This window comes from Arsenicicoccus dermatophilus (assembly GCF_046267915.1).
Classification (GTDB): Bacteria; Actinomycetota; Actinomycetes; order Actinomycetales; family Dermatophilaceae; genus Arsenicicoccus; species Arsenicicoccus dermatophilus_A.
Genome location: NZ_CP176520.1, coordinates 12,018 through 28,830, shown reverse-complemented (window position 1 = coordinate 28,830; position 16,813 = coordinate 12,018). Strand labels below are relative to the sequence as shown.

The window sequence follows — 16,813 nt, the reverse complement described above, 5'->3', positions numbered from 1 at the left end:
ACATGCCCATGGCCCTGCGCTACGCCGCGCGCTCCCACGTCGGCCTGGTCCGGGACTCCAACCAGGACAGCGGGTATGCCGGCCCGCACCTGCTCGTCGTGGCCGACGGGATGGGCGGGCACGCCGGTGGCGACGTCGCGAGCTCGACCGCGATCGGTGCCCTCGCCCCCCTCGACGACGACTCGCACGGCTCCCGCGCCCTGCAGCACCTCGAGGACGCCATCGGCACCGCCAACGGCCACCTGCACCAGATCGCGCAGGAGAAGCCCGAGCTCGCCGGGATGGGGACCACGGTCACCGCCCTGCTGCGCACGGACAACAAGCTGGCGGTCGCCCACATCGGCGACTCCCGGGCCTACCTGCTGCGTCAGGGCCAGCTGATCCGGATGACGCACGACCACACCTTCGTGCAGTCCCTCGTGGACGAGGGCCGGATCACCGCCGAGGACGCCGAGCACCACCCGCACCGCTCGATGGTGACCCGCGTCCTGACCGGGCACGAGGGCGACGAGCCCGACGTGTCGTGGCGCGAGCTGCACCACGGTGACCGTTACCTCATCTGCAGCGACGGCGTCAGCGGCTTCGTCGCGCAGGACACCATCACCGAGATCCTGGCCGAGCAGCCCGGCCCCGACGAGGCCGCCGACCGGCTCGTGGACCTGGCCCTGCGAGCCGGCGGCCAGGACAACATCACCGCGATCGTCGCGGACGTGGTGCGCCTCACCGACGAGGAGGGACCGTCGACCCGGCCCCAGGTCGTCGGCGCGGCCGCCGCACGCCAGCTCAACCGGTCCGTCCCCGACACCCCGGCCGCCCGGGCCGCCGCCCTGACCCGCACCGCCACCGGCGCCCCGGACCAGGAGCCGGTCGCCGCCGAGGACCCCGCCGCCGGCGGACGCGGGACGATCACCCGGCTCGTGCTCAGCGGCCTGCTCGCCCTCGTCGTGCTGGCGGGCCTCGGTTACGCCGGCTGGCTGTGGTCCCAGCAGCAGTGGTTCGTCGCGGCCAAGGACGACAAGGTCGCCGTCTACCGCGGCATCGACCAGCAGGTCGGCCCGCTCTCGCTGTCGACCGTGGACCAGGTCACCGACGTCTCCCTGGCGGACCTGCCGGACTTCTACCGCAACCGCATCACGCAAGGCGTCCCCGCCGCCGGGCGGGACAAGGCCCAGGAGGTCGTCGCCGACATGCGCAACCAGGCCCAGGCCTGCACCCGCGCCAAGGCCGCCGGTCAGACCTGCGGCGACGGCAGCGCGGCTCCGACGACCACGCCGACGCCCACGCCCACGGTGGGCGCCGACGGGTCCGGTGGCACCGCCACGGTCACCGTCGTCGTGCCCCCCACCCCGGCGGCCCCGGGCAAGGCACCCGGGGCAACCCCCACGGGGGCGCCCCGATGACCACCGTGTCGTCGTACCGCCCCCGGACGGGACGCACCATCGAGCTCGGCCTCATCGTCCTCGCCGTCGGGCTGATCATGCTGGCCTACGCCAACGTGGGCCTCAAGACCGCCGGCACGCTCCCCACCGACATGCTGACCAACGGCGCGGGGCTGCTCGGCATCGGCGTCGCCTTCAACCTCGCCCTGCGCTGGCGCGCGCCCTACGCCGACCCGCTGCTGGTCCCCATCTCGATCCTGCTCAACGGGCTCGGCCTGGTGATGATCCACCGCATCGACCTGGAGCACACGCGCGACGGCATCCTCGCCCCGCACCAGCTGCTGTGGAGCTTCGTGTCGGTGCTGTGCGCCGTCGGGCTGCTCGTGTGGCTGCGCGACCACCGCCGACTGCGGCGCTACACCTACACCTTCATGGCCGCCGGTGCGCTGCTGCTGATCCTGCCGCTGCTGCCGTTCATCGGGGACCCGCACTACGGCTCGCGGATCTGGATCCGGGTCGGCCCCTTCGGCCTGCAGCCCGGCGAGATCGCCAAGATCGTCCTGGCGATCTTCTTCGCGGGCTACCTGGTCCAGACCCGAGACGTGCTGTCCCTGGTCGGACGGCGCGTGCTGGGCTTCCCGCTGCCGCGCGCCCGTGACCTCGGCCCGATCCTGATGGCCTGGGCGTTCAGCCTCTGCATCCTGATCTTCGAGAAGGACCTCGGCTCGTCGCTGCTGTTCTTCGGCCTGTTCGTCGCGGTGCTCTACGTCGCGACCGAGCGGGTCTCCTGGATCGCCCTGGGCCTGCTCATGTTCTGCGGCGGGGCCTATATCGCCTGGCTGCTGTTCGACCACGTCCAGGAGCGCGTCAACCTGTGGTTCGACCCCTTCTACAAGGGCCTGACCCAGGTCGGGATGGGCATCATGGGGATGGCCTCGGGGGGTCTGCTCGGTGCCGGGCTCGGCGGGGGCCACCCCGAGATCACGCCGTTCGCCAAGAGCGACTACATCATCGCCAGCCTCGGCGAGGAGCTCGGGCTGTTCGGCATCTTCGCGATCCTCGCGCTCTACGCCATCCTCGTCGAGCGCGGGCTGCGCACGGCGGTCGGTGTGCGGGACGGCTTCGGCAAGCTGCTGGCCGCGGGTCTGGCCTTCGGCATGGCGCTGCAGGTCTTCGTCATCGTCGGCGGGCTGACGCGAGTCATCCCGCTGACCGGTCTGACCACGCCCTTCCTGTCGGCGGGTGGCTCCTCGCTGATCGCCAACTGGTCCATCGTCGCCCTGCTGCTGCGCATCAGCGACCAGGCGCGGCGCCCGATCGACGAGGGTGACACCGCCGGCATGCCCGCAGCGGCCGAGGTCACCCAGGTGGTGAACCCGCGGTGAACCCCCCCATCCGCAGGCTCGGCGCGGTCGCCGCCTTCCTGTTCGCCTGCCTGCTCGTCAGCACCACGTCGATCATGTTCTTCCAGTCCAGGTCCCTGGCCGCCCGCGCCGACAACCGCCGCTCCCTGCTGGCGAGCTACGACCGCGAGCGCGGCCAGATCCTGGTCGGAGGCACCCCCATCGCCAAGTCCGTGGCCACCCAGGACGAGATGAGGTGGGAGCGCACCTATCCCCAGGGGCAGCTCTACGCCCACGTCACCGGGTTCTACTCCTTCACGTACGGCGCCGGGGGCGGCGTGGAGCGCGCCGAGGACGGCATGCTCTCCGGGACCTCCGACACGCTGTTCTACCGCCGCATCACCGACCTGGTCAGCGGCCGCCAGCCCGCGGGCGCCAGCCTGGAGCTCACCATCGACCCCAAGGTGCAGAAGGCCGCGGACGACGCCCTGGGCGACCAGCGCGGCTCGGTGGTGGCGCTCGACCCGCGCACCGGAGCGATCCTGGCGATGGTGTCGCACCCGACGTACGACCCGGCGCAGCTGTCCAGCCACCGCCTCGCCGAGGTCCGCCGGGCCTGGGCGTCGCTCACCTCCGACCCCGCCCAGCCGATGGTCAACCGCGCGATCGCGGGCAACCTCTACCCACCGGGGTCGGTCTTCAAGCTCGTGACCACCGCCGCCGCCCTGAGCTCCGGGCGCTACGACGAGCAGACCCGCATCCCGGCGCCGCCGCAGCTCAAGCTGCCCCTGTCCACGGTGCCGCTGACCAACTGGCAGAACGGCTCGTGCACCGGCTCGGACACGGTGACCCTGCAGCAGGCGCTGGAGACGTCCTGCAACTCGGCCTTCGGGTCGGTGGGGATCGACCTCGGCGGCCAGGCCCTCGTCGACCAGGCGGCGAAGTTCGGCTTCGGCGACGAGCTGCGCATCCCCACGCGGGTCACCCCGTCGACGGTGCCCGGCACCATGGACAAGGCCCAGTCCGCCCAGGCGGCGATCGGGCAGTACGACGTGCGGGTGACGCCGCTGCAGGTCGCGATGGTCAGCGCCGCGATCGCCAACAAGGGCATCGTCATGAAGCCCTACCTCGTCTCCACCGTGCGCGGGGACGACCTGTCGGTGCTCGACAAGACGCAGCCGACCCAGCTGTCCAAGGCGATGTCCGCCGACCAGGCGAGCGTCATCGCCCACATGATGCAGGGCGTCGTCGAGAACGGCACCGGCACCAACGCCCGCATCCCCGGCGTCGTGGTGGGGGGCAAGACCGGCACCGCCCAGCAGGGCAACGGCAAGCCTCCGCACGCGTGGTTCACCGCCGCCGCCCCCCTGGACGCCCCGGACGACAAGCCGCAGGTCGCGGTCGCCGTGGTGGTCGAGGACGGCGGCAGCGCCGGCCGGGAGACCGGTGGCAACAAGGTCGCCGCCCCCATCGCCCGCAAGGTCATCGAGGCGGTGGTCGGATCATGAACCGGCTCGTGGGTGGTCGCTACGAGATCGGCGACGAGATCGGTCGTGGCGGAATGGCGACCGTGCACGCGGCGTACGACACCAGGCTCGGGCGCGCCGTCGCGGTCAAGATGCTGCACGCCGGACGCCTCGGTGACCGGACCTTCCAGGGTCGTTTCCGGCGGGAGGCGCACGCCGCGGCGAGCCTGTCGCACCCCAACATCGTCGCGGTCTTCGACTCCGGCGAGGACGTCGTCGAGAACGCCGTGGGCGTCACCGAGGTCGTGCCGTACATCGTCATGGAGCTGGTGGAGGGGTACACCCTCAGCCAGCTGATGCACGACCAGGGGCCCTTCTCCCCCGAGGACGCCATGCGGATCGGGGAGCAGATCCTCGCGGGCCTCGGCTACTCCCACGAGCGCGGGATCGTCCACCGCGACGTCAAGCCCGGCAACGTCATGCTGACCGGTGACGGCATGGTCAAGGTCATGGACTTCGGCATCGCCCGAGGGGGCATGGGCCCGGACTCGACGGCGACCATGACCCAGACCCAGGCGGTCATCGGGACGGCGCAGTACCTCTCGCCCGAGCAGGCCCGCGGCCAGGTCGTGGACGGACGGTCGGACCTGTACTCCGCCGGATGCCTGCTCTTCGAGCTCGTCACGGGGCGCCCGCCGTTCATCGGGGACTCCCCGCTCGCCATCGCCTACCAGCACGTCGGCGAGGACCCCACGCTGCCGTCGACCCACGACAGCACCATCCCTCGGTCCCTGGACACCGTGATCATGCACGCGCTGATCAAGGACCGGGAGCAGCGCTACCAGACGGCCGCGGCCTTCGCCGCCGACCTGCGCGCCGCCCGGGAGGGTCGCCCGCTGAGCGAGGACGCCCGGACGACCGCGGCGGCGCTCTTCGAGCCCACCGAGCCCCTCGCCCGCACCGAGGCGATCCCGGGCAACACCTCCCACCTGGTGGGAGCGACGGCGGCGGCATCCGCCGTGACCAGGTCCGACGCCGTGCCGGTGACCGACCCCAGCCCCACCTCGCCCGGTCCCGACGGCTACCGCACCTCCTCCCAGCCACCGGTGAACGAGCGGGGCACCGGGCGCTACGTCGCCTGGATCGTCGCGCTGCTGCTGCTCATCGGACTCGTCGGCCTCGGGGCCTGGCGGATGCTCAACCCGCCCGCCAAGCAGGTGGTGCTGGTGGCCGTGCCCAGCCTGATGGGCGAGACGGAGAAGGGCGCCCAGGCCAGGCTCACCAGCGTGGGCCTGCGGGGGGACTTCCAGCGCAAGCAGAGCAACGCCCCCAAGGACACCGTGATCGGCCAGAGTCCGGCCGCGGGCGTCCAGCAGGACCCGGTCAACGCCGTCGCCGTCTTCGTCTCGACCGGACCCACCGCCGTCCCGGTGCCTGACGTGCGCAAGTACTCCCAGGGCTCGGCGCGGCAGCGTCTCGTCGACTCCGGGCTGCTGCCCGGCGTGGTGACCAAGGTCGACGACAAGTCGATCCCCGCCGGGCAGGTCGTCGGCACCGAGCCGGCCGTCGGTACCATGGTGCCCGTCGGCAGCTCGGTCGGGCTCGAGATCTCCACGGGGCGGGCCCCGGTGCCCAACGTGGAGGGCCAGGACTACCAGGCGGCCGCCAAGGTCCTGACCGACGCAGGCTTCCGGCCCGCCCGCAGGGACCGTCCGAGCAGCCAGACCGCCGGCACCGTGCTGGAGCAGGACATCAAGGACGGCACCCAGCCGCCGGGGACCAAGATCACGCTGACCGTGGCCGCCCCGCAGCCGAGCCCTCAGCCCACGACCACGATCACGGTGACGTCGACCGCCCCCGCGCCGGCGCCGCCGACGGCGCCTGACAGCCCGGGACCGGCCCCCCAGCCCACCCGGACGACCCTGCCGGGACCCACCCAGACGGGGAGCAACCCGGGCCCGCTCCCGCCGACGCCCCCGCTCCCGTCCACGCCGCCGAGCCCGTGACGGTTGGGTCCTTGACGGGGTGAGCCCTTGACGGGGTGAGCCCGGCACCGAGCTCCGACACCGAGGCCCGGCCCCGCAGCAGCAGCAGCGGCGCCGGGCCTCGGTGGTGCCGCGGGGGTGAGGGGGCGGGCGCGCGGTCGACCCCGCGGGCCACCCCACCGGCCGCGGTGCGCCTCAGCGGGCGACGAGCGGGCTGAGGCCCTCGCTGGCGGCGACGGCCGTGGTCGAGCCGCACAGGGCGAGCCAGTTGGCGAGGATCCGGTGGCCGCCCTCGGTGAGCACGCTCTCCGGGTGGAACTGCACGCCGTGCAGCGGCAGCTCGCGGTGCCGGACGGCCATGACGACCCCGCTGCCGGTCGCGCCGGTGACCTCGAGCTCGGCGGGGACCGTCTCCGGCTCGATCGTCAAGGAGTGGTAGCGCGTCGCGGTGAAGGGCCGAGGGAGCCCCGCGAGGACGCCCAGGCCGTCGTGGTGGACCAGGGAGGTCTTGCCGTGCAGCAGCTCCGGGGCCCGGGACACGGTGGCCCCCAGGACCACCCCGAGCGCCTGGTGCCCCAGGCACACGCCCAGCATCGGCTGCGCCCGGTCGGCGCACCCGCGGATCATGTCCAGCGACACGCCGGCCTCCTGGGGGGTGCCCGGCCCCGGGGAGATCAGCACCCCGGCATACGCCTCGGCCTGCTCCGGGGTCACCGCGTCGTTGCGCAGCACCTCGCACCGGGCCCCCAGCTGCTGCAGGTAGCCGACGATGGTGAAGACGAACGAGTCGTAGTTGTCCACGACGAGGATGCGGGTCATGCGGGGCCTCCGGGCGGCGGGGTGGGTCGGCCCAGGGTATGCCGAGGGCTACTCCTGCGAGCCCACCGTCTGGTCGTTGAACGGCATGACGTCCGCGAGCGCGGGAAAGACCTGCTGGAAGAGCAGCCACACCATCACGGTCAGCAGGAGCAGGCACAGCAGCGCCCGCAGCCAGACCGGACCGGGCAGGACCCGCCAGAGCGCGGCATACATCAGCGGCCTCCGGGGACGGCGAGGTAGGCCTTGGGCGGGCCCTGCTCGTGCGGCACGACCTTCTCGAGCACCCCGTGGACGATCCACCGCTGCTTGGCGGCGTACTTCGGGTGGCAGGCGGTGAGCGTGATGTAGGCCTTGTCCGGCCTGACGCCCGGCCGCTCGGGCATCGGGTCGATGGCCGCGATGTGGCTCGGGTCCACGAGGGTGTGCGGACCGACCTTGTAGACGTACCACGCCCGGGCGGTCTCGACGACGACCCGGTCGCCGGGCAGCACCTTCTCGATGTCACGGAAGGGGCCGCCGTAGGTCATGCGGTGGCCGGCGATGGCGAAGTTGCCGACCTGGCCGGGCATCGCGGTGCCCTCGTAGTGCCCGATCCCGCGCCGCAGGACCGCCCGGTCGGTGCCCTGGATCAGCGGCACCCGGTAGTCCGCGCCGAGCGCGGGGATCCGGACGACGGCGAAGGCCCTGCCGTGCGGGACCGTGGCGGGCTCGGCGACCCCTCGCGCGAAGTCGCGGCTCAGCTCGTCGACGAGCTCGGTGTGGGCGGCGTTGGCGGCGACGTCGGTCCAGGCCAGCTGCCAGCCCACGAAGAGCAGCGTGATCACACCCAGCGTGATCAGGAGCTCACCAAGAGCCCCGATGATCCCTCGTGCAGTCCTCACTTACCCACTGTGGCATGGTGCAGGGTCACGGAGCCGTCATATGCCGGAAAGGTCGCCCGGGGTGTCGTGCGCACCTCGTAGCCCAGGCTGACCGCCTCGACGTACTGCCGCAGGATCTGCAGCTGCGGGTCGTCGTCCAAGGCCTTGCGCAGCTTGTCGGGGTCCCCCATGGCCTTGATGACGAACGGCGGGGAGTAGACCCGCTTCTGCAGGATCAGGGTGTTGCCGACGCAGCGGACCGTGCTCGTGGCGACGACGCGCTGGTCCTGGATCATCATCGCCTCGGCCCCCCCGCGCCACAGCGCGTTGACGACCGACTGGACGTCCTGCTGGTGGATGACCAGGTCGTCCGGCACGATGTCCGGGCCGAAGGAGTCGATCGACCGCGGGGAGTCGGTGAGGCTGACCTGCACGACCGGTCCGCTCACGGCCTCCAGGCCGGCGGGCCCGGTGAGCCGGGCAGCCTTGTCGGCCAGCTGCTTCAGGGCGGCGCTGCCCGGCGCGTTGCGCGCGGTGAGCGTCTGGACCTCGCTGCGCAGGGCCGCGACGCGGGCTTCCTTGGCCTCCACCGCGTGGTTGCGGGCCGCGACGACGTCGGCGAGGCCCCGGGTGTCCGAGGGCCGCAGGGAGGTGCCCTTGGCGGTCACCGCGCTGGCGGCGAAGAGAAGCCCGGCGAGCATGGCGACCACGGGCACGAGTATCCCCCAGGCGCTCGGCCGCCCCCCGAAGAGCACCCGCAGCGTGCGTGCGCGTCGGTCTCGGGCGTCCACCACGGGGCCTCCTGGGGCTGGATAAGGTTGTGGGCAGACCCACCGTACCCGTGGACCCTCTCGAGCAGGAGTCGTCGTGCCCGCATCCAAGAGCACCACCCCGTCCCCGTCGGACAACCCTGGCCGCCGGGGCCGTTCGTCCGCCGCCCCCGCCAAGACGTCACGCAAGGGGGAGGCCGGGATCAAGGAGCCGAGCCCGCGCTGGTGGGCACCGCTCATGGTGACGCTGATGATCGTCGGGCTCATCTGGGTGGTCGTGTTCTACCTCTCCCAGACGGCCTATCCGATCCCCGACCTCGGGTACTGGAACCTCGGGATCGGCTTCGGGCTGATGCTGATCGGCTTCGCGATGACGACGAACTGGCGCTGACCTCGCCGGCACGACCGCTAAGGGCCGCCCGCGCACGCGGCCGGCCTACGTGGTCGTGCCGGGCGGACCGTCGTCAACAGCTGTGCACAACGGGCAAGTTATCCACAGGGTTGTCCCCATCGTGTGGGTAATTACACGGGTGTAATGGGTGACTACCCCAGGGTTATCCACAGGTCCTGGGGAAAAGTGCCCCCAGATCTGTGGACAACCCTGTTGACCAGCCTGGGGAAGGCCTGTGCACCGTTGGGGATAACCGGTGCATCACACACCCATCCTGTGGGTAACCTCACCGCTCCGGGCCGACGAAGGCCCCGTCATCCCCAGGCTGCGGGACGACGGGGCCGGGTCGGTGCGGACGGGCTCAGGCGGCGCCGGGAACCAGTGCGGGTGCCAGCGCGTATTTCACCACCGCCAGGGCGACCAGCACGACGGTCACCCCCGCCAGGGCGGGCCACTGCAGGCGCACCCGGTCCCGGCCGCGGGTGGCCCAGACCAGACCCGCGATGGCCGCACCGGTGACCAGTCCGCCCAGGTGCGCCTGCCAGGCGATGTTGGGGACCATGAACCCGATGGCCACGTTGATGCCGAGGAACACCAGGAGCGAGCGGACGTCCCGGCGCTGCAGCCGCGCGAGCACCAGCTCCGCGCCGAAGAGGCCGAACACCGCCCCCGAGGCCCCCACGGTCGGGGTGAACCACGACGAGCTCACGTCGTACATCGGGCTCACCGACGGCTGGGCCAGCAGCAGGTAGCCCACCGATCCGCCGATCGCGCTGATCAGGTAGAGCGCGAGGTAGCGCGCCTGCCCCATGGCCCGCTCCAGCGGCTGCCCCACCGTCCACAGCGCCATCATGTTGAACAGCAGGTGCGTGAGCCCGCCGTGCAGGAAGGCCGCGGTCACGAAGCGCCAGGGTTCCAGGCGACCCATCGCCGGCATGAACCACAGCTGCTGCTCCACGGCCGGGGTCACCCACTGCACCACGAACATCACCACGCACGCCGCGACCAGCGCCGCGGTCACCGGGGACTCCCCGAGCGCCCCGCCGACGCCGCCCGCCGGTGCCCCGAGGGAGGTGCGGGCCTGGGGAGCGGTGCGCGCCGCCTCCCGGACGCAGTCCACGCAGTGGATCCCCACCGGCGCCTGCACTTGGCACTGCGGGCAGGTCGGCCGCCCGCACCGGGTGCACCGCACGTAGGCCACCACCTGGGGATGGCGCGGGCAGGTGGGGACCTGCGGGTCCGGCTCGGGCTGGCTCGTGGTCATCGGGTCCTCACGACGGCTGCTGGGGTGCTCGACCACGGGTCCGTCGGTCGGGCAGGCGATCTCAGGGTATGACGGGAGCGGCCCGCGCCGGGGCACCTGGGACCAGGTGCGAGGGGCGCGGGCCGCGGGTGACCACGCACCGGCCGCCGGCATACCGCCCGGAGAGGGCGGGACCGGGCCGGCACGAGGCCGGGGTCACTCGGAGACGGTGGTGCTCTCGATCACGACGGGCTCGACCGGCTTGTCCATGGCACCGGTGCGGACGGCGGCGATCGTGTCGACGACGTCGCGCGAGGACTGGTCGGCGCACTCGCCGAAGATCGTGTGCTTGCCCTGCAGCCAGGTGGTGGGGGCGACCGTCACGAAGAACTGCGAGCCGTTGGTGCCGCGACCCATGCGCTTGCCGGCGTTGGCCATGGCGAGCATGTAGGGCTGGGTGAAGTTCTTGTCCGGCGAGATCTCGTCGTCGAAGGGGAAGCCGGGCTGGTCGGGCTGACCGGTGCCGGTGCCCTGCGGGCAGCCGCCCTGGATCATGAAGCCGGGGATGATGCGGTGGAAGGTCAGTCCGTCGTAGTAGCCGTCCTTGGCCAGACCGGTGATCTTGGCGACGGTGGTGGGGGCCGCCTCGGGGAACAGCGTGAGGGTGATGTCGCCGTGGTTGGTGTGCAGCGTCCAGTTCATGTCGGCCAGTCTCGCACGAGAGGTTCGCGTCGGGCAGGTCTGAGCACGCGCACCGGCGGGTAGGGCGCAAGGGAACGAGATGTGCACGCCCGACGCCCGTGCGGGCAAGATGGGTGTGACGCCCACCGCGTATCGATCTCCACAGGAGGACACGATGATCCGCAACAAGTACAAGATCGAGAAGAAGAGCAAGCTGGAGCTGGCCCAGGAGGACGCCGCCGCCAAGGCCGGCGACCTGCAGGCCACCGCCGCCGGACACGCCGCGGCCGTCGCCGACACGGCGACCGACGTCAAGGACGCCGCCGCTGGCCGCCTCAGCAGCGCCGCCGACACCGTCAAGGAGCACCCGGCCCCCACCGCGCTCGCCGCGCTGGGCACCGCCGCTGCCGCCGCCCTCGCCTCCGGCCTGGGCTCGCGCGAGGAGCACCACACCACGGACGAGCTGCCCGGCTACGGCACCGCCCGCACGTCCGAGCGCAAGGACCACGGCGGCCTGGTCGACGAGATCGTCCCGCTCGTGCTCAAGGCCCTCGTGGGCATGGCCGCCGCCGGCACCACCGCCACGGCCGCCAAGGCCGCCGCGGACAGCGACACCGACATGGGCGACCTGGCCAAGAAGGCCGCCGGCGCCGTGGGCGTCAAGAAGGCCGCCGACACGGTCGGCGACCTCGACATGGCGGGCCTGGTCAAGGGCGCCGCCGGTCTCCTCGGGGCCAAGAAGGCCAAGGACGCCGCCACCGACGAGGACGACGACTCCGCCAGCCCGGTCAAGGCCGCGGCGAGCCTGTTCGCCGCCAAGAAGGCCAAGGACGCCGTCACCGAGGACGACGAGCAGGACGAGGACATCGACGTGGAAGAGCTCACCACCAGGGCGGCCGCCGCGGGCATCTCCAAGAAGGAGCTCGACAAGGCCGCCAAGCGGGCCTACAAGCGCGAGGAGAAGCGCGCCGCCAAGCTCGCCGCCGTCCAGGCCAGGCTGGACGCCGAGCAGGCCAAGCTCGAGGCCCAGGAGGCCAAGACCGCCAAGGCCGCGAAGAAGGCCAAGAAGGTCGAGAAGCGCGAGAACAGCTCCGGGGGTGGCAAGCTCATCACCCTCGGTCTGCTCGCCACGGCCGGTGCCGTCGCCGCGGTCGCCTACCGCCGCACGACCCCGCAGGACGACCCGTGGGCGACCCCGCTGGCCGACCCCTACACCGGCCCCGAGTCCAGCACCATCGGCACCGCCGGGACCGGCACCGTGGGTACGAGCACCGAGTTCGCCACGTCGACCTCGTCCACGACGTACTCGACCCCGGACTACGGCACGGAGTCCTCGGTGGACCTGACCGACGCCAAGCCGCTGGGCTCCCACCAGCCCGCCGGTGACCCGCTGTCGGCCGTCTCCACCGAGCCGGTCATCCTGGACGCCAAGGACCAGGAGGACTTCGCCGCGACGACCCCGTCCACCGCGACCGAGTTCGACCGCGCCGACGACGGTGCCGGCCAGCACCTGGACCACAACGCCGGCTCGGACAAGCGCGCCAACGACATCTGACTCGTCCGACCGCCACGTCCGGCGGCGCCCGGGCCTGAGGGCCTGAGCCTGCACCCCGAGAGGCGGCGACCCCGTGGGGTCGTCGCCTCTCGGCGTCTGCGGGCCCGGCTGCGGTCCTGGCTGCGATCCCGGCTGCGGGCCTGGTCCGTCCGGACCGGGTGCGCCCGCACCGGGTGCGCCCGCACCGGCATACGCGAGGATGGAGCCATGAGCACGCACACTCCCGACAGCAGCCATCGCACGGCCTCGACGACGATGTATCGCCTGGTGGTGGTGTGGACCACCCTGGGTCTGGTCGGCGGGGTCTTCTACCGCGAGTTCACCAAGGCGCAGGGCTTCCACGGACACACCCAGCTGTCCGTGCTGCACACCCATCTGCTCGCGCTGGGAACGCTGCTGGGCCTGATCGTGCTGCTGCTCGAGCGAACCTTCCGGCTCAGCGCCACCCAGCAGTGGCGGCCCTTCCTGGTGACCTATGTCGCGGGCCTGCTCGTCACCACCACCATGATGGTGACCAAGGGCGTCCTGCAGGTCCTCGGGAGCGCGAACGCCGACAACCCCGCTCTCGCCGGGCTCGCCGGGCTGGGACACATCCTGCTGACGCTCGCGCTCGTCTTCCTGCTCATGGGTCTGGGCAAGCGCCTCCACGCCTGAGGCGGCAGGCGTCCGAGGCACCTACGGCACCCGGCCCCGTCCGCACGAGGGCCCGGCACCACCACGGTGCCGGGCCCTCCTCGCGGTGGAGCGTAGGGGACTCGAACCCCTAACCCCCTGCTTGCAAAGCAGGTGCGCTACCAATTGCGCCAACGCCCCGTGCGTGGGAACTATACCGGCCGGCCGCGAGCCCGGCGCCACGACCGGGCCCGCCTCGCCCCGGTCCTGGACCCGGCCACTGTCGTCGGCTCGGCGCGGGCAGCCACCCTCGACCGCAGCGTCCCCCCAGCACGACGAAACCGCCACCCGATGGGCAGCGGCTCCGAGGTGGTGGGCCTAACAGGACTTGAACCTGTGACCTCTTCCTTATCAGGGAAGCGCTCTAACCGTCTGAGCTATAGGCCCGCACCCGCGTGGACATTCCGGTGACGACCAGGTGTCCAGCGCGGAGACAAACGTTACCCCAGGCACGGGGTGACGATCAAAACGGGTGGTCAGTCGTCCGTGAGCGTCTGGTTGACGCCGCCGACCAGGCTGGCGCAGATGTTGTAGAGAAAGGCCGCGAGGGTGGCCAGTGCCGTCAGGAGCAGCACGTTGATGAAGCTGATCACGATGGACAAGGACAGCACCCGGCTGAACCCGGCGTAGTCCATGATGTCGAACTTCTTGCCCGACCCGAGCAGGCTGGCGATGGAGTCGTTGACCGCCGAGAAGACACCCATCCCGTTGAGGATCATCCACAGGACGGCCACGAGCACCACGCCGGCGATGCCCGCGGCCACGGACAGCAGGAAGGCCAGCTTGAGCACCGACAGCGGATCGAGCCGCTGGACCCGCAGCTTGGCCTGCCGGGGGCCGCCTGCTGCGAGCCCCCCAGGGCCCGCGTCGCGCGCCGCGGACACGCCGCCCGCGGCACCACCCGGGGCTGCGGTCGCCGTCACCTGGGTGCGTTCCGGCTGCGAGATCGTCACTGGTCCTCCTGCGGAGAGTGGTCGTCGGCGTCAACGCTAGCCGCTGCGTCGACGCCTGCGCTGACGGCGGCTGCGTCGGACACCGAGGGGTCCGGGGCGGCCTGCTCGTGCTCAGTCTGCACTACGTCCTGGGCAGCATCGTCGCCACCGGACGTCGTGGCGGCGTGGAGGTCCGCCGCCGTGGTCGCACCGGCACCGGGCGTAGTCGTCTCGCCGTCGTCCGGCTCGTCGTCGCCCTCCCGCTCGGCGTTGCGGGCGACGGCGACGATGCTGTCGTTCTTGCCGGGGTTGGCGAAGGTCACGCCCTGGGTGTTGCGGCCCGTGTAGCGCACCTCGGCGACCCGGGAGCGCACGATCCGGCCGCGCTCCATGACCACCATCACCTCGTCGTCCGGGGACACCACCAGGGCTCCCACGAGGTCGCCGCCACGGTCGGACTGCTTGGCCACCAGGACGCCCAGCGTGGCGCGCCCCTTGACGGGGTACTCCGACGCGAGGGTGCGCTTGGCCAGACCGTTCTCGAAGACCACGAACACGTCCGGGTCGGTGTCCTGCTCGACGACGTTCATGGCGAGCAGCTCGTCACCGGGGCGGAACTTCATGCCGGTGACGCCGGAGGTGGACCGACCCATGGGGCGCAGCACGTCGTCGGAGGCCGTGAACCGCACCGACTGGCCCTTGCGGGACACCAGCAGCAGGTCGTCCTCCGCGGACGCGAGAGCGGCGCCCACGAGCTCGTCGCCGTCGCGCAGGTTGATCGCGATCAGTCCGCCGGAGCGGTTGGAGTCGTAGTCGTCCAGCCGGGACTTCTTCACCAGGCCCCGGCGGGTGGCCAGGAGCAGGTAGGGGACGTTGATGTAGTCCTGGATCGCGAGCACCTGGGCGATGCGCTCCCCGGGCTGGAAGGCCATCAGGTTCGCGACGTGCTGGCCCTTGGCGTCGCGCGACCCCTCGGGCAGCTCGTAGGCCTTGGCCCGGTAGACCCGGCCGAGGTTGGTGAAGAAGAGCAGCCAGTGGTGGGTCGTGGTGGTGAAGAAGTGCTCGACGATGTCGTCGCCGCGCAGGGTCGCGCCGCGCACTCCCTTGCCGCCGCGGTGCTGCGAACGGTACTCCCGGGTGACCGTCCGCTTGGCGTAGCCGCCGCGGGTGATCGTGACGACCACGTCCTCCTGGGGGATCAGGTCCTCCATGGACATGTCGCCGTCGAAGGGGACGATCTCGGTGCGCCGGTCGTCGCCATACTTGTCGACGATCTCGGTCAGCTCGGCGCCGATGATCTGCCGCTGCCGCTCCGGCTTGGCCAGGATGTCGCGGTAGTCGTCGATCAGGCGCTGCAGCTCGTCGTGCTGCTCGATGATCTTCTGCCGCTCCAGGGCGGCCAGCCGCCGCAGCTGCATGTCCAGGATCGCCGTCGCCTGGATCTCGTCGATGTCGAGCAGGTCGATCAGGCCGTCGCGGGCGACCTCGACGGTGCGGGAGGCCCGGATGAGCGCGATCACGTCGTCCAGTGCGTCCAGCGCCTTGAGGAGGCCGCGCAGGATGTGGATGCGCTTCTCGGCCTCGCCGAGGCGGTAGGTCGTGCGGCGGACGATCACCTCGACCTGATGGTCCACCCAGTAGCGGATGAACGCGGACACCGGCAGCGTGCGCGGCACCCCGTCCACGAGCGCCAGCATGTTGGCGCCGAAGGACTGCTGCAGCTGGGTGTGCTTGTAGAGGTTGTTGAGGACGACCTTGGCCACGGCGTCGCGCTTGAGCACGATCACCAGGCGCTGGCCGGTGCGCCCGGAGGTCTCGTCGCGGATGTCCGCGATGCCCTGCAGCCGGCCCTCCTTGGCGAGCTCGGCGATCTTGAGGGCGAGGGCGTCCGGGTTGACCTGGTAGGGCAGCTCGGTGACGACCAGGCAGGTGCGGCCGTGGATCTCCTCGACGTTGACCACCGCCCGCATGACGATCGAGCCGCGACCGGTCCGCTGCGCCTCCTCGATCCCCTTGCGCCCCATGATCAGCGCGCCGGTGGGGAAGTCCGGGCCCTTGATCCGCTGCATCGAGGCCTCGAGGAGCTCCTCGCGGGAGGCCTCGGGGTGGGCGAGCAGCCAGTGGACGGCGTCCGCGACCTCGCGCAGGTTGTGCGGCGGGATCTGGGTGGCCATGCCGACGGCGATGCCCGCCGAGCCGTTGACCAGCAGGTTGGGGAACCGCGCCGGCAGGACCGCCGGCTCCTGGGTCTTGCCGTCGTAGTTGTCCTTGAAGTCGACGGTGTCCTCGTGGATGTCGCGCACCATCTCCATGGCGAGCGGCTTCATCCGGCACTCGGTGTATCGCGGCGCGGCGGCCCCGTCGTTGCCCGGCGACCCGAAGTTGCCCTGCCCGTCGATCAGGGGGTAGCGCAGCGACCAGGGCTGCACCAGGCGCACCAGGGCGTCGTAGATCGCCGAGTCCCCGTGCGGGTGGTAGTGACCCATGACGTCGCCCACGACGCGAGAGCACTTGTTGAAGCCGCGGTCGGGGCGGTAGCCCCCGTCATACATGCCGTAGACGATGCGCCGGTGCACCGGCTTGAGCCCGTCCCGCACGTCCGGCAGCGCGCGGCTCACGATGACGCTCATGGCGTACTCGATGTAGCTGCGCTGCATCTCGGCATTGAGGTCGACCGGCTCGACCCGGTCGACGATGGAGGGTGGCTGCTCGCTCAT

15 protein-coding genes and 2 tRNA genes are annotated in these 16,813 nt (G+C 71.6%); 7 read left to right on the top strand and 10 right to left on the bottom strand.

Annotated features, from left to right (window positions below):
* The first annotated feature begins 2 nt into the window (after positions 1 to 2).
* Genes ACK2IS_RS00505 through pknB form a run of 4 tightly spaced genes read left to right on the top strand, consistent with a single transcriptional unit; the run spans position 3 to position 6,194 of the window.
* Complete coding sequence (locus ACK2IS_RS00505) at positions 3 to 1,400, top strand: Stp1/IreP family PP2C-type Ser/Thr phosphatase (RefSeq protein WP_409485691.1); 1,398 nt, start codon at positions 3 to 5, stop codon at positions 1,398 to 1,400.
* Positions 1,397 to 2,764 (top strand): FtsW/RodA/SpoVE family cell cycle protein, encoded by a 1,368-nt coding sequence (locus ACK2IS_RS00500; RefSeq protein ID WP_409484213.1) that lies wholly within the window; start codon positions 1,397 to 1,399, stop codon positions 2,762 to 2,764. The genes ACK2IS_RS00505 and ACK2IS_RS00500 overlap by 4 nt, the downstream gene beginning before the upstream one ends.
* Positions 2,761 to 4,230: a peptidoglycan D,D-transpeptidase FtsI family protein gene (locus ACK2IS_RS00495; RefSeq protein WP_409484212.1), complete on the top strand. Its 1,470-nt coding sequence runs from the start codon at positions 2,761 to 2,763 to the stop codon at positions 4,228 to 4,230. Before ACK2IS_RS00500 ends, ACK2IS_RS00495 begins: the two co-directional genes overlap by 4 nt.
* Positions 4,227 to 6,194 (top strand): Stk1 family PASTA domain-containing Ser/Thr kinase, encoded by a 1,968-nt coding sequence (gene pknB, locus ACK2IS_RS00490; protein WP_409484211.1) that lies wholly within the window; start codon positions 4,227 to 4,229, stop codon positions 6,192 to 6,194. Before ACK2IS_RS00495 ends, pknB begins: the two co-directional genes overlap by 4 nt.
* Before the next feature lie 174 nt (positions 6,195 to 6,368).
* On the opposite strand, the gene ACK2IS_RS00485 is transcribed toward pknB, so the two are convergent.
* Genes ACK2IS_RS00485 through ACK2IS_RS00470 form a run of 4 tightly spaced genes read right to left on the bottom strand, consistent with a single transcriptional unit; the run spans position 6,369 to position 8,646 of the window.
* Positions 6,369 to 6,992, bottom strand: coding sequence for an aminodeoxychorismate/anthranilate synthase component II (locus tag ACK2IS_RS00485; protein WP_409484210.1), 624 nt, complete (start codon positions 6,990 to 6,992; stop codon positions 6,369 to 6,371).
* Positions 6,993 to 7,040: 48 nt separating this feature from the next.
* Positions 7,041 to 7,205: a hypothetical protein gene (locus ACK2IS_RS00480; protein WP_409484209.1), complete on the bottom strand. Its 165-nt coding sequence runs from the start codon at positions 7,203 to 7,205 to the stop codon at positions 7,041 to 7,043.
* Positions 7,205 to 7,873 (bottom strand): class E sortase, encoded by a 669-nt coding sequence (locus ACK2IS_RS00475; RefSeq protein WP_409484208.1) that lies wholly within the window; start codon positions 7,871 to 7,873, stop codon positions 7,205 to 7,207. Before ACK2IS_RS00475 ends, ACK2IS_RS00480 begins: the two co-directional genes overlap by 1 nt.
* Entirely contained in the window at positions 7,870 to 8,646 is a 777-nt protein-coding gene (locus ACK2IS_RS00470; RefSeq protein ID WP_409484207.1) for a DUF881 domain-containing protein, read from the bottom strand. The genes ACK2IS_RS00475 and ACK2IS_RS00470 overlap by 4 nt, the downstream gene beginning before the upstream one ends.
* Before the next feature lie 73 nt (positions 8,647 to 8,719).
* On the opposite strand from ACK2IS_RS00470, the gene ACK2IS_RS00465 reads away from it, so the two are divergent.
* The gene (locus tag ACK2IS_RS00465; RefSeq protein ID WP_409484206.1) at positions 8,720 to 9,013 is read left to right on the top strand and encodes a cell division protein CrgA; all 294 of its coding nucleotides are present in this window, start codon (positions 8,720 to 8,722) and stop codon (positions 9,011 to 9,013) included.
* A gap of 361 nt (positions 9,014 to 9,374) precedes the next feature.
* Here the strand turns inward: ACK2IS_RS00465 and ACK2IS_RS00460 are convergent, their stop codons facing one another.
* Both ACK2IS_RS00460 and ACK2IS_RS00455 read right to left on the bottom strand, forming a co-directional pair.
* Complete coding sequence (locus tag ACK2IS_RS00460) at positions 9,375 to 10,277, bottom strand: rhomboid family intramembrane serine protease (protein WP_409484205.1); 903 nt, start codon at positions 10,275 to 10,277, stop codon at positions 9,375 to 9,377.
* A gap of 195 nt (positions 10,278 to 10,472) precedes the next feature.
* Positions 10,473 to 10,958, bottom strand: coding sequence for a peptidylprolyl isomerase (locus ACK2IS_RS00455; RefSeq protein ID WP_409484204.1), 486 nt, complete (start codon positions 10,956 to 10,958; stop codon positions 10,473 to 10,475).
* Between the two features lie 154 nt (positions 10,959 to 11,112).
* Between ACK2IS_RS00455 and ACK2IS_RS00450 the strand changes: the two genes are divergently transcribed.
* Together ACK2IS_RS00450 and ACK2IS_RS00445 are read left to right on the top strand one after the other, a co-directional pair.
* The gene (locus tag ACK2IS_RS00450) at positions 11,113 to 12,492 is read left to right on the top strand and encodes a hypothetical protein (protein ID WP_409484203.1); all 1,380 of its coding nucleotides are present in this window, start codon (positions 11,113 to 11,115) and stop codon (positions 12,490 to 12,492) included.
* A gap of 207 nt (positions 12,493 to 12,699) precedes the next feature.
* Entirely contained in the window at positions 12,700 to 13,146 is a 447-nt protein-coding gene (locus ACK2IS_RS00445) for a DUF2871 family protein (protein ID WP_409484202.1), read from the top strand.
* Positions 13,147 to 13,232: 86 nt separating this feature from the next.
* Here the strand turns inward: ACK2IS_RS00445 and ACK2IS_RS00440 are convergent.
* The 4 genes from ACK2IS_RS00440 to gyrA all read right to left on the bottom strand — a co-directional run bounded on the left by ACK2IS_RS00440 (position 13,233) and on the right by gyrA (position 16,813).
* Positions 13,233 to 13,305 (bottom strand) — tRNA-Ala (locus ACK2IS_RS00440).
* Positions 13,306 to 13,474: 169 nt separating this feature from the next.
* Positions 13,475 to 13,551 (bottom strand) — tRNA-Ile (locus tag ACK2IS_RS00435).
* Positions 13,552 to 13,640: 89 nt separating this feature from the next.
* Positions 13,641 to 14,117, bottom strand: a complete 477-nt coding sequence (locus ACK2IS_RS00430) for a DUF3566 domain-containing protein (RefSeq protein ID WP_409484201.1) — start codon at positions 14,115 to 14,117, stop codon at positions 13,641 to 13,643.
* Positions 14,114 to 16,813, bottom strand: coding sequence for a DNA gyrase subunit A (gyrA, locus tag ACK2IS_RS00425; protein ID WP_409484200.1), 2,700 nt, complete (start codon positions 16,811 to 16,813; stop codon positions 14,114 to 14,116). The genes ACK2IS_RS00430 and gyrA overlap by 4 nt, the downstream gene beginning before the upstream one ends.

Excerpts from the sequence above, each read along its gene's own strand:
- ACK2IS_RS00505 (WP_409485691.1), top strand. The coding sequence starts at position 3 with ATGCCCATGGCCCTGCGCTACGCCGCGCGCTCCCACGTCGGCCTGGTC.
- ACK2IS_RS00480 (WP_409484209.1), bottom strand. The coding sequence starts at position 7,205 with ATGTATGCCGCGCTCTGGCGGGTCCTGCCCGGTCCGGTCTGGCTGCGG.
- ACK2IS_RS00500 (WP_409484213.1), top strand. The coding sequence starts at position 1,397 with ATGACCACCGTGTCGTCGTACCGCCCCCGGACGGGACGCACCATCGAG.
- ACK2IS_RS00485 (WP_409484210.1), bottom strand. The coding sequence starts at position 6,992 with ATGACCCGCATCCTCGTCGTGGACAACTACGACTCGTTCGTCTTCACC.
- ACK2IS_RS00445 (WP_409484202.1), top strand. The coding sequence starts at position 12,700 with ATGAGCACGCACACTCCCGACAGCAGCCATCGCACGGCCTCGACGACG.
- pknB (WP_409484211.1), top strand. The coding sequence starts at position 4,227 with ATGAACCGGCTCGTGGGTGGTCGCTACGAGATCGGCGACGAGATCGGT.
- ACK2IS_RS00455 (WP_409484204.1), bottom strand. The coding sequence starts at position 10,958 with ATGAACTGGACGCTGCACACCAACCACGGCGACATCACCCTCACGCTG.
- gyrA (WP_409484200.1), bottom strand. The coding sequence starts at position 16,813 with ATGAGCGAGCAGCCACCCTCCATCGTCGACCGGGTCGAGCCGGTCGAC.
- ACK2IS_RS00450 (WP_409484203.1), top strand. The coding sequence starts at position 11,113 with ATGATCCGCAACAAGTACAAGATCGAGAAGAAGAGCAAGCTGGAGCTG.
- ACK2IS_RS00460 (WP_409484205.1), bottom strand. The coding sequence starts at position 10,277 with ATGACCACGAGCCAGCCCGAGCCGGACCCGCAGGTCCCCACCTGCCCG.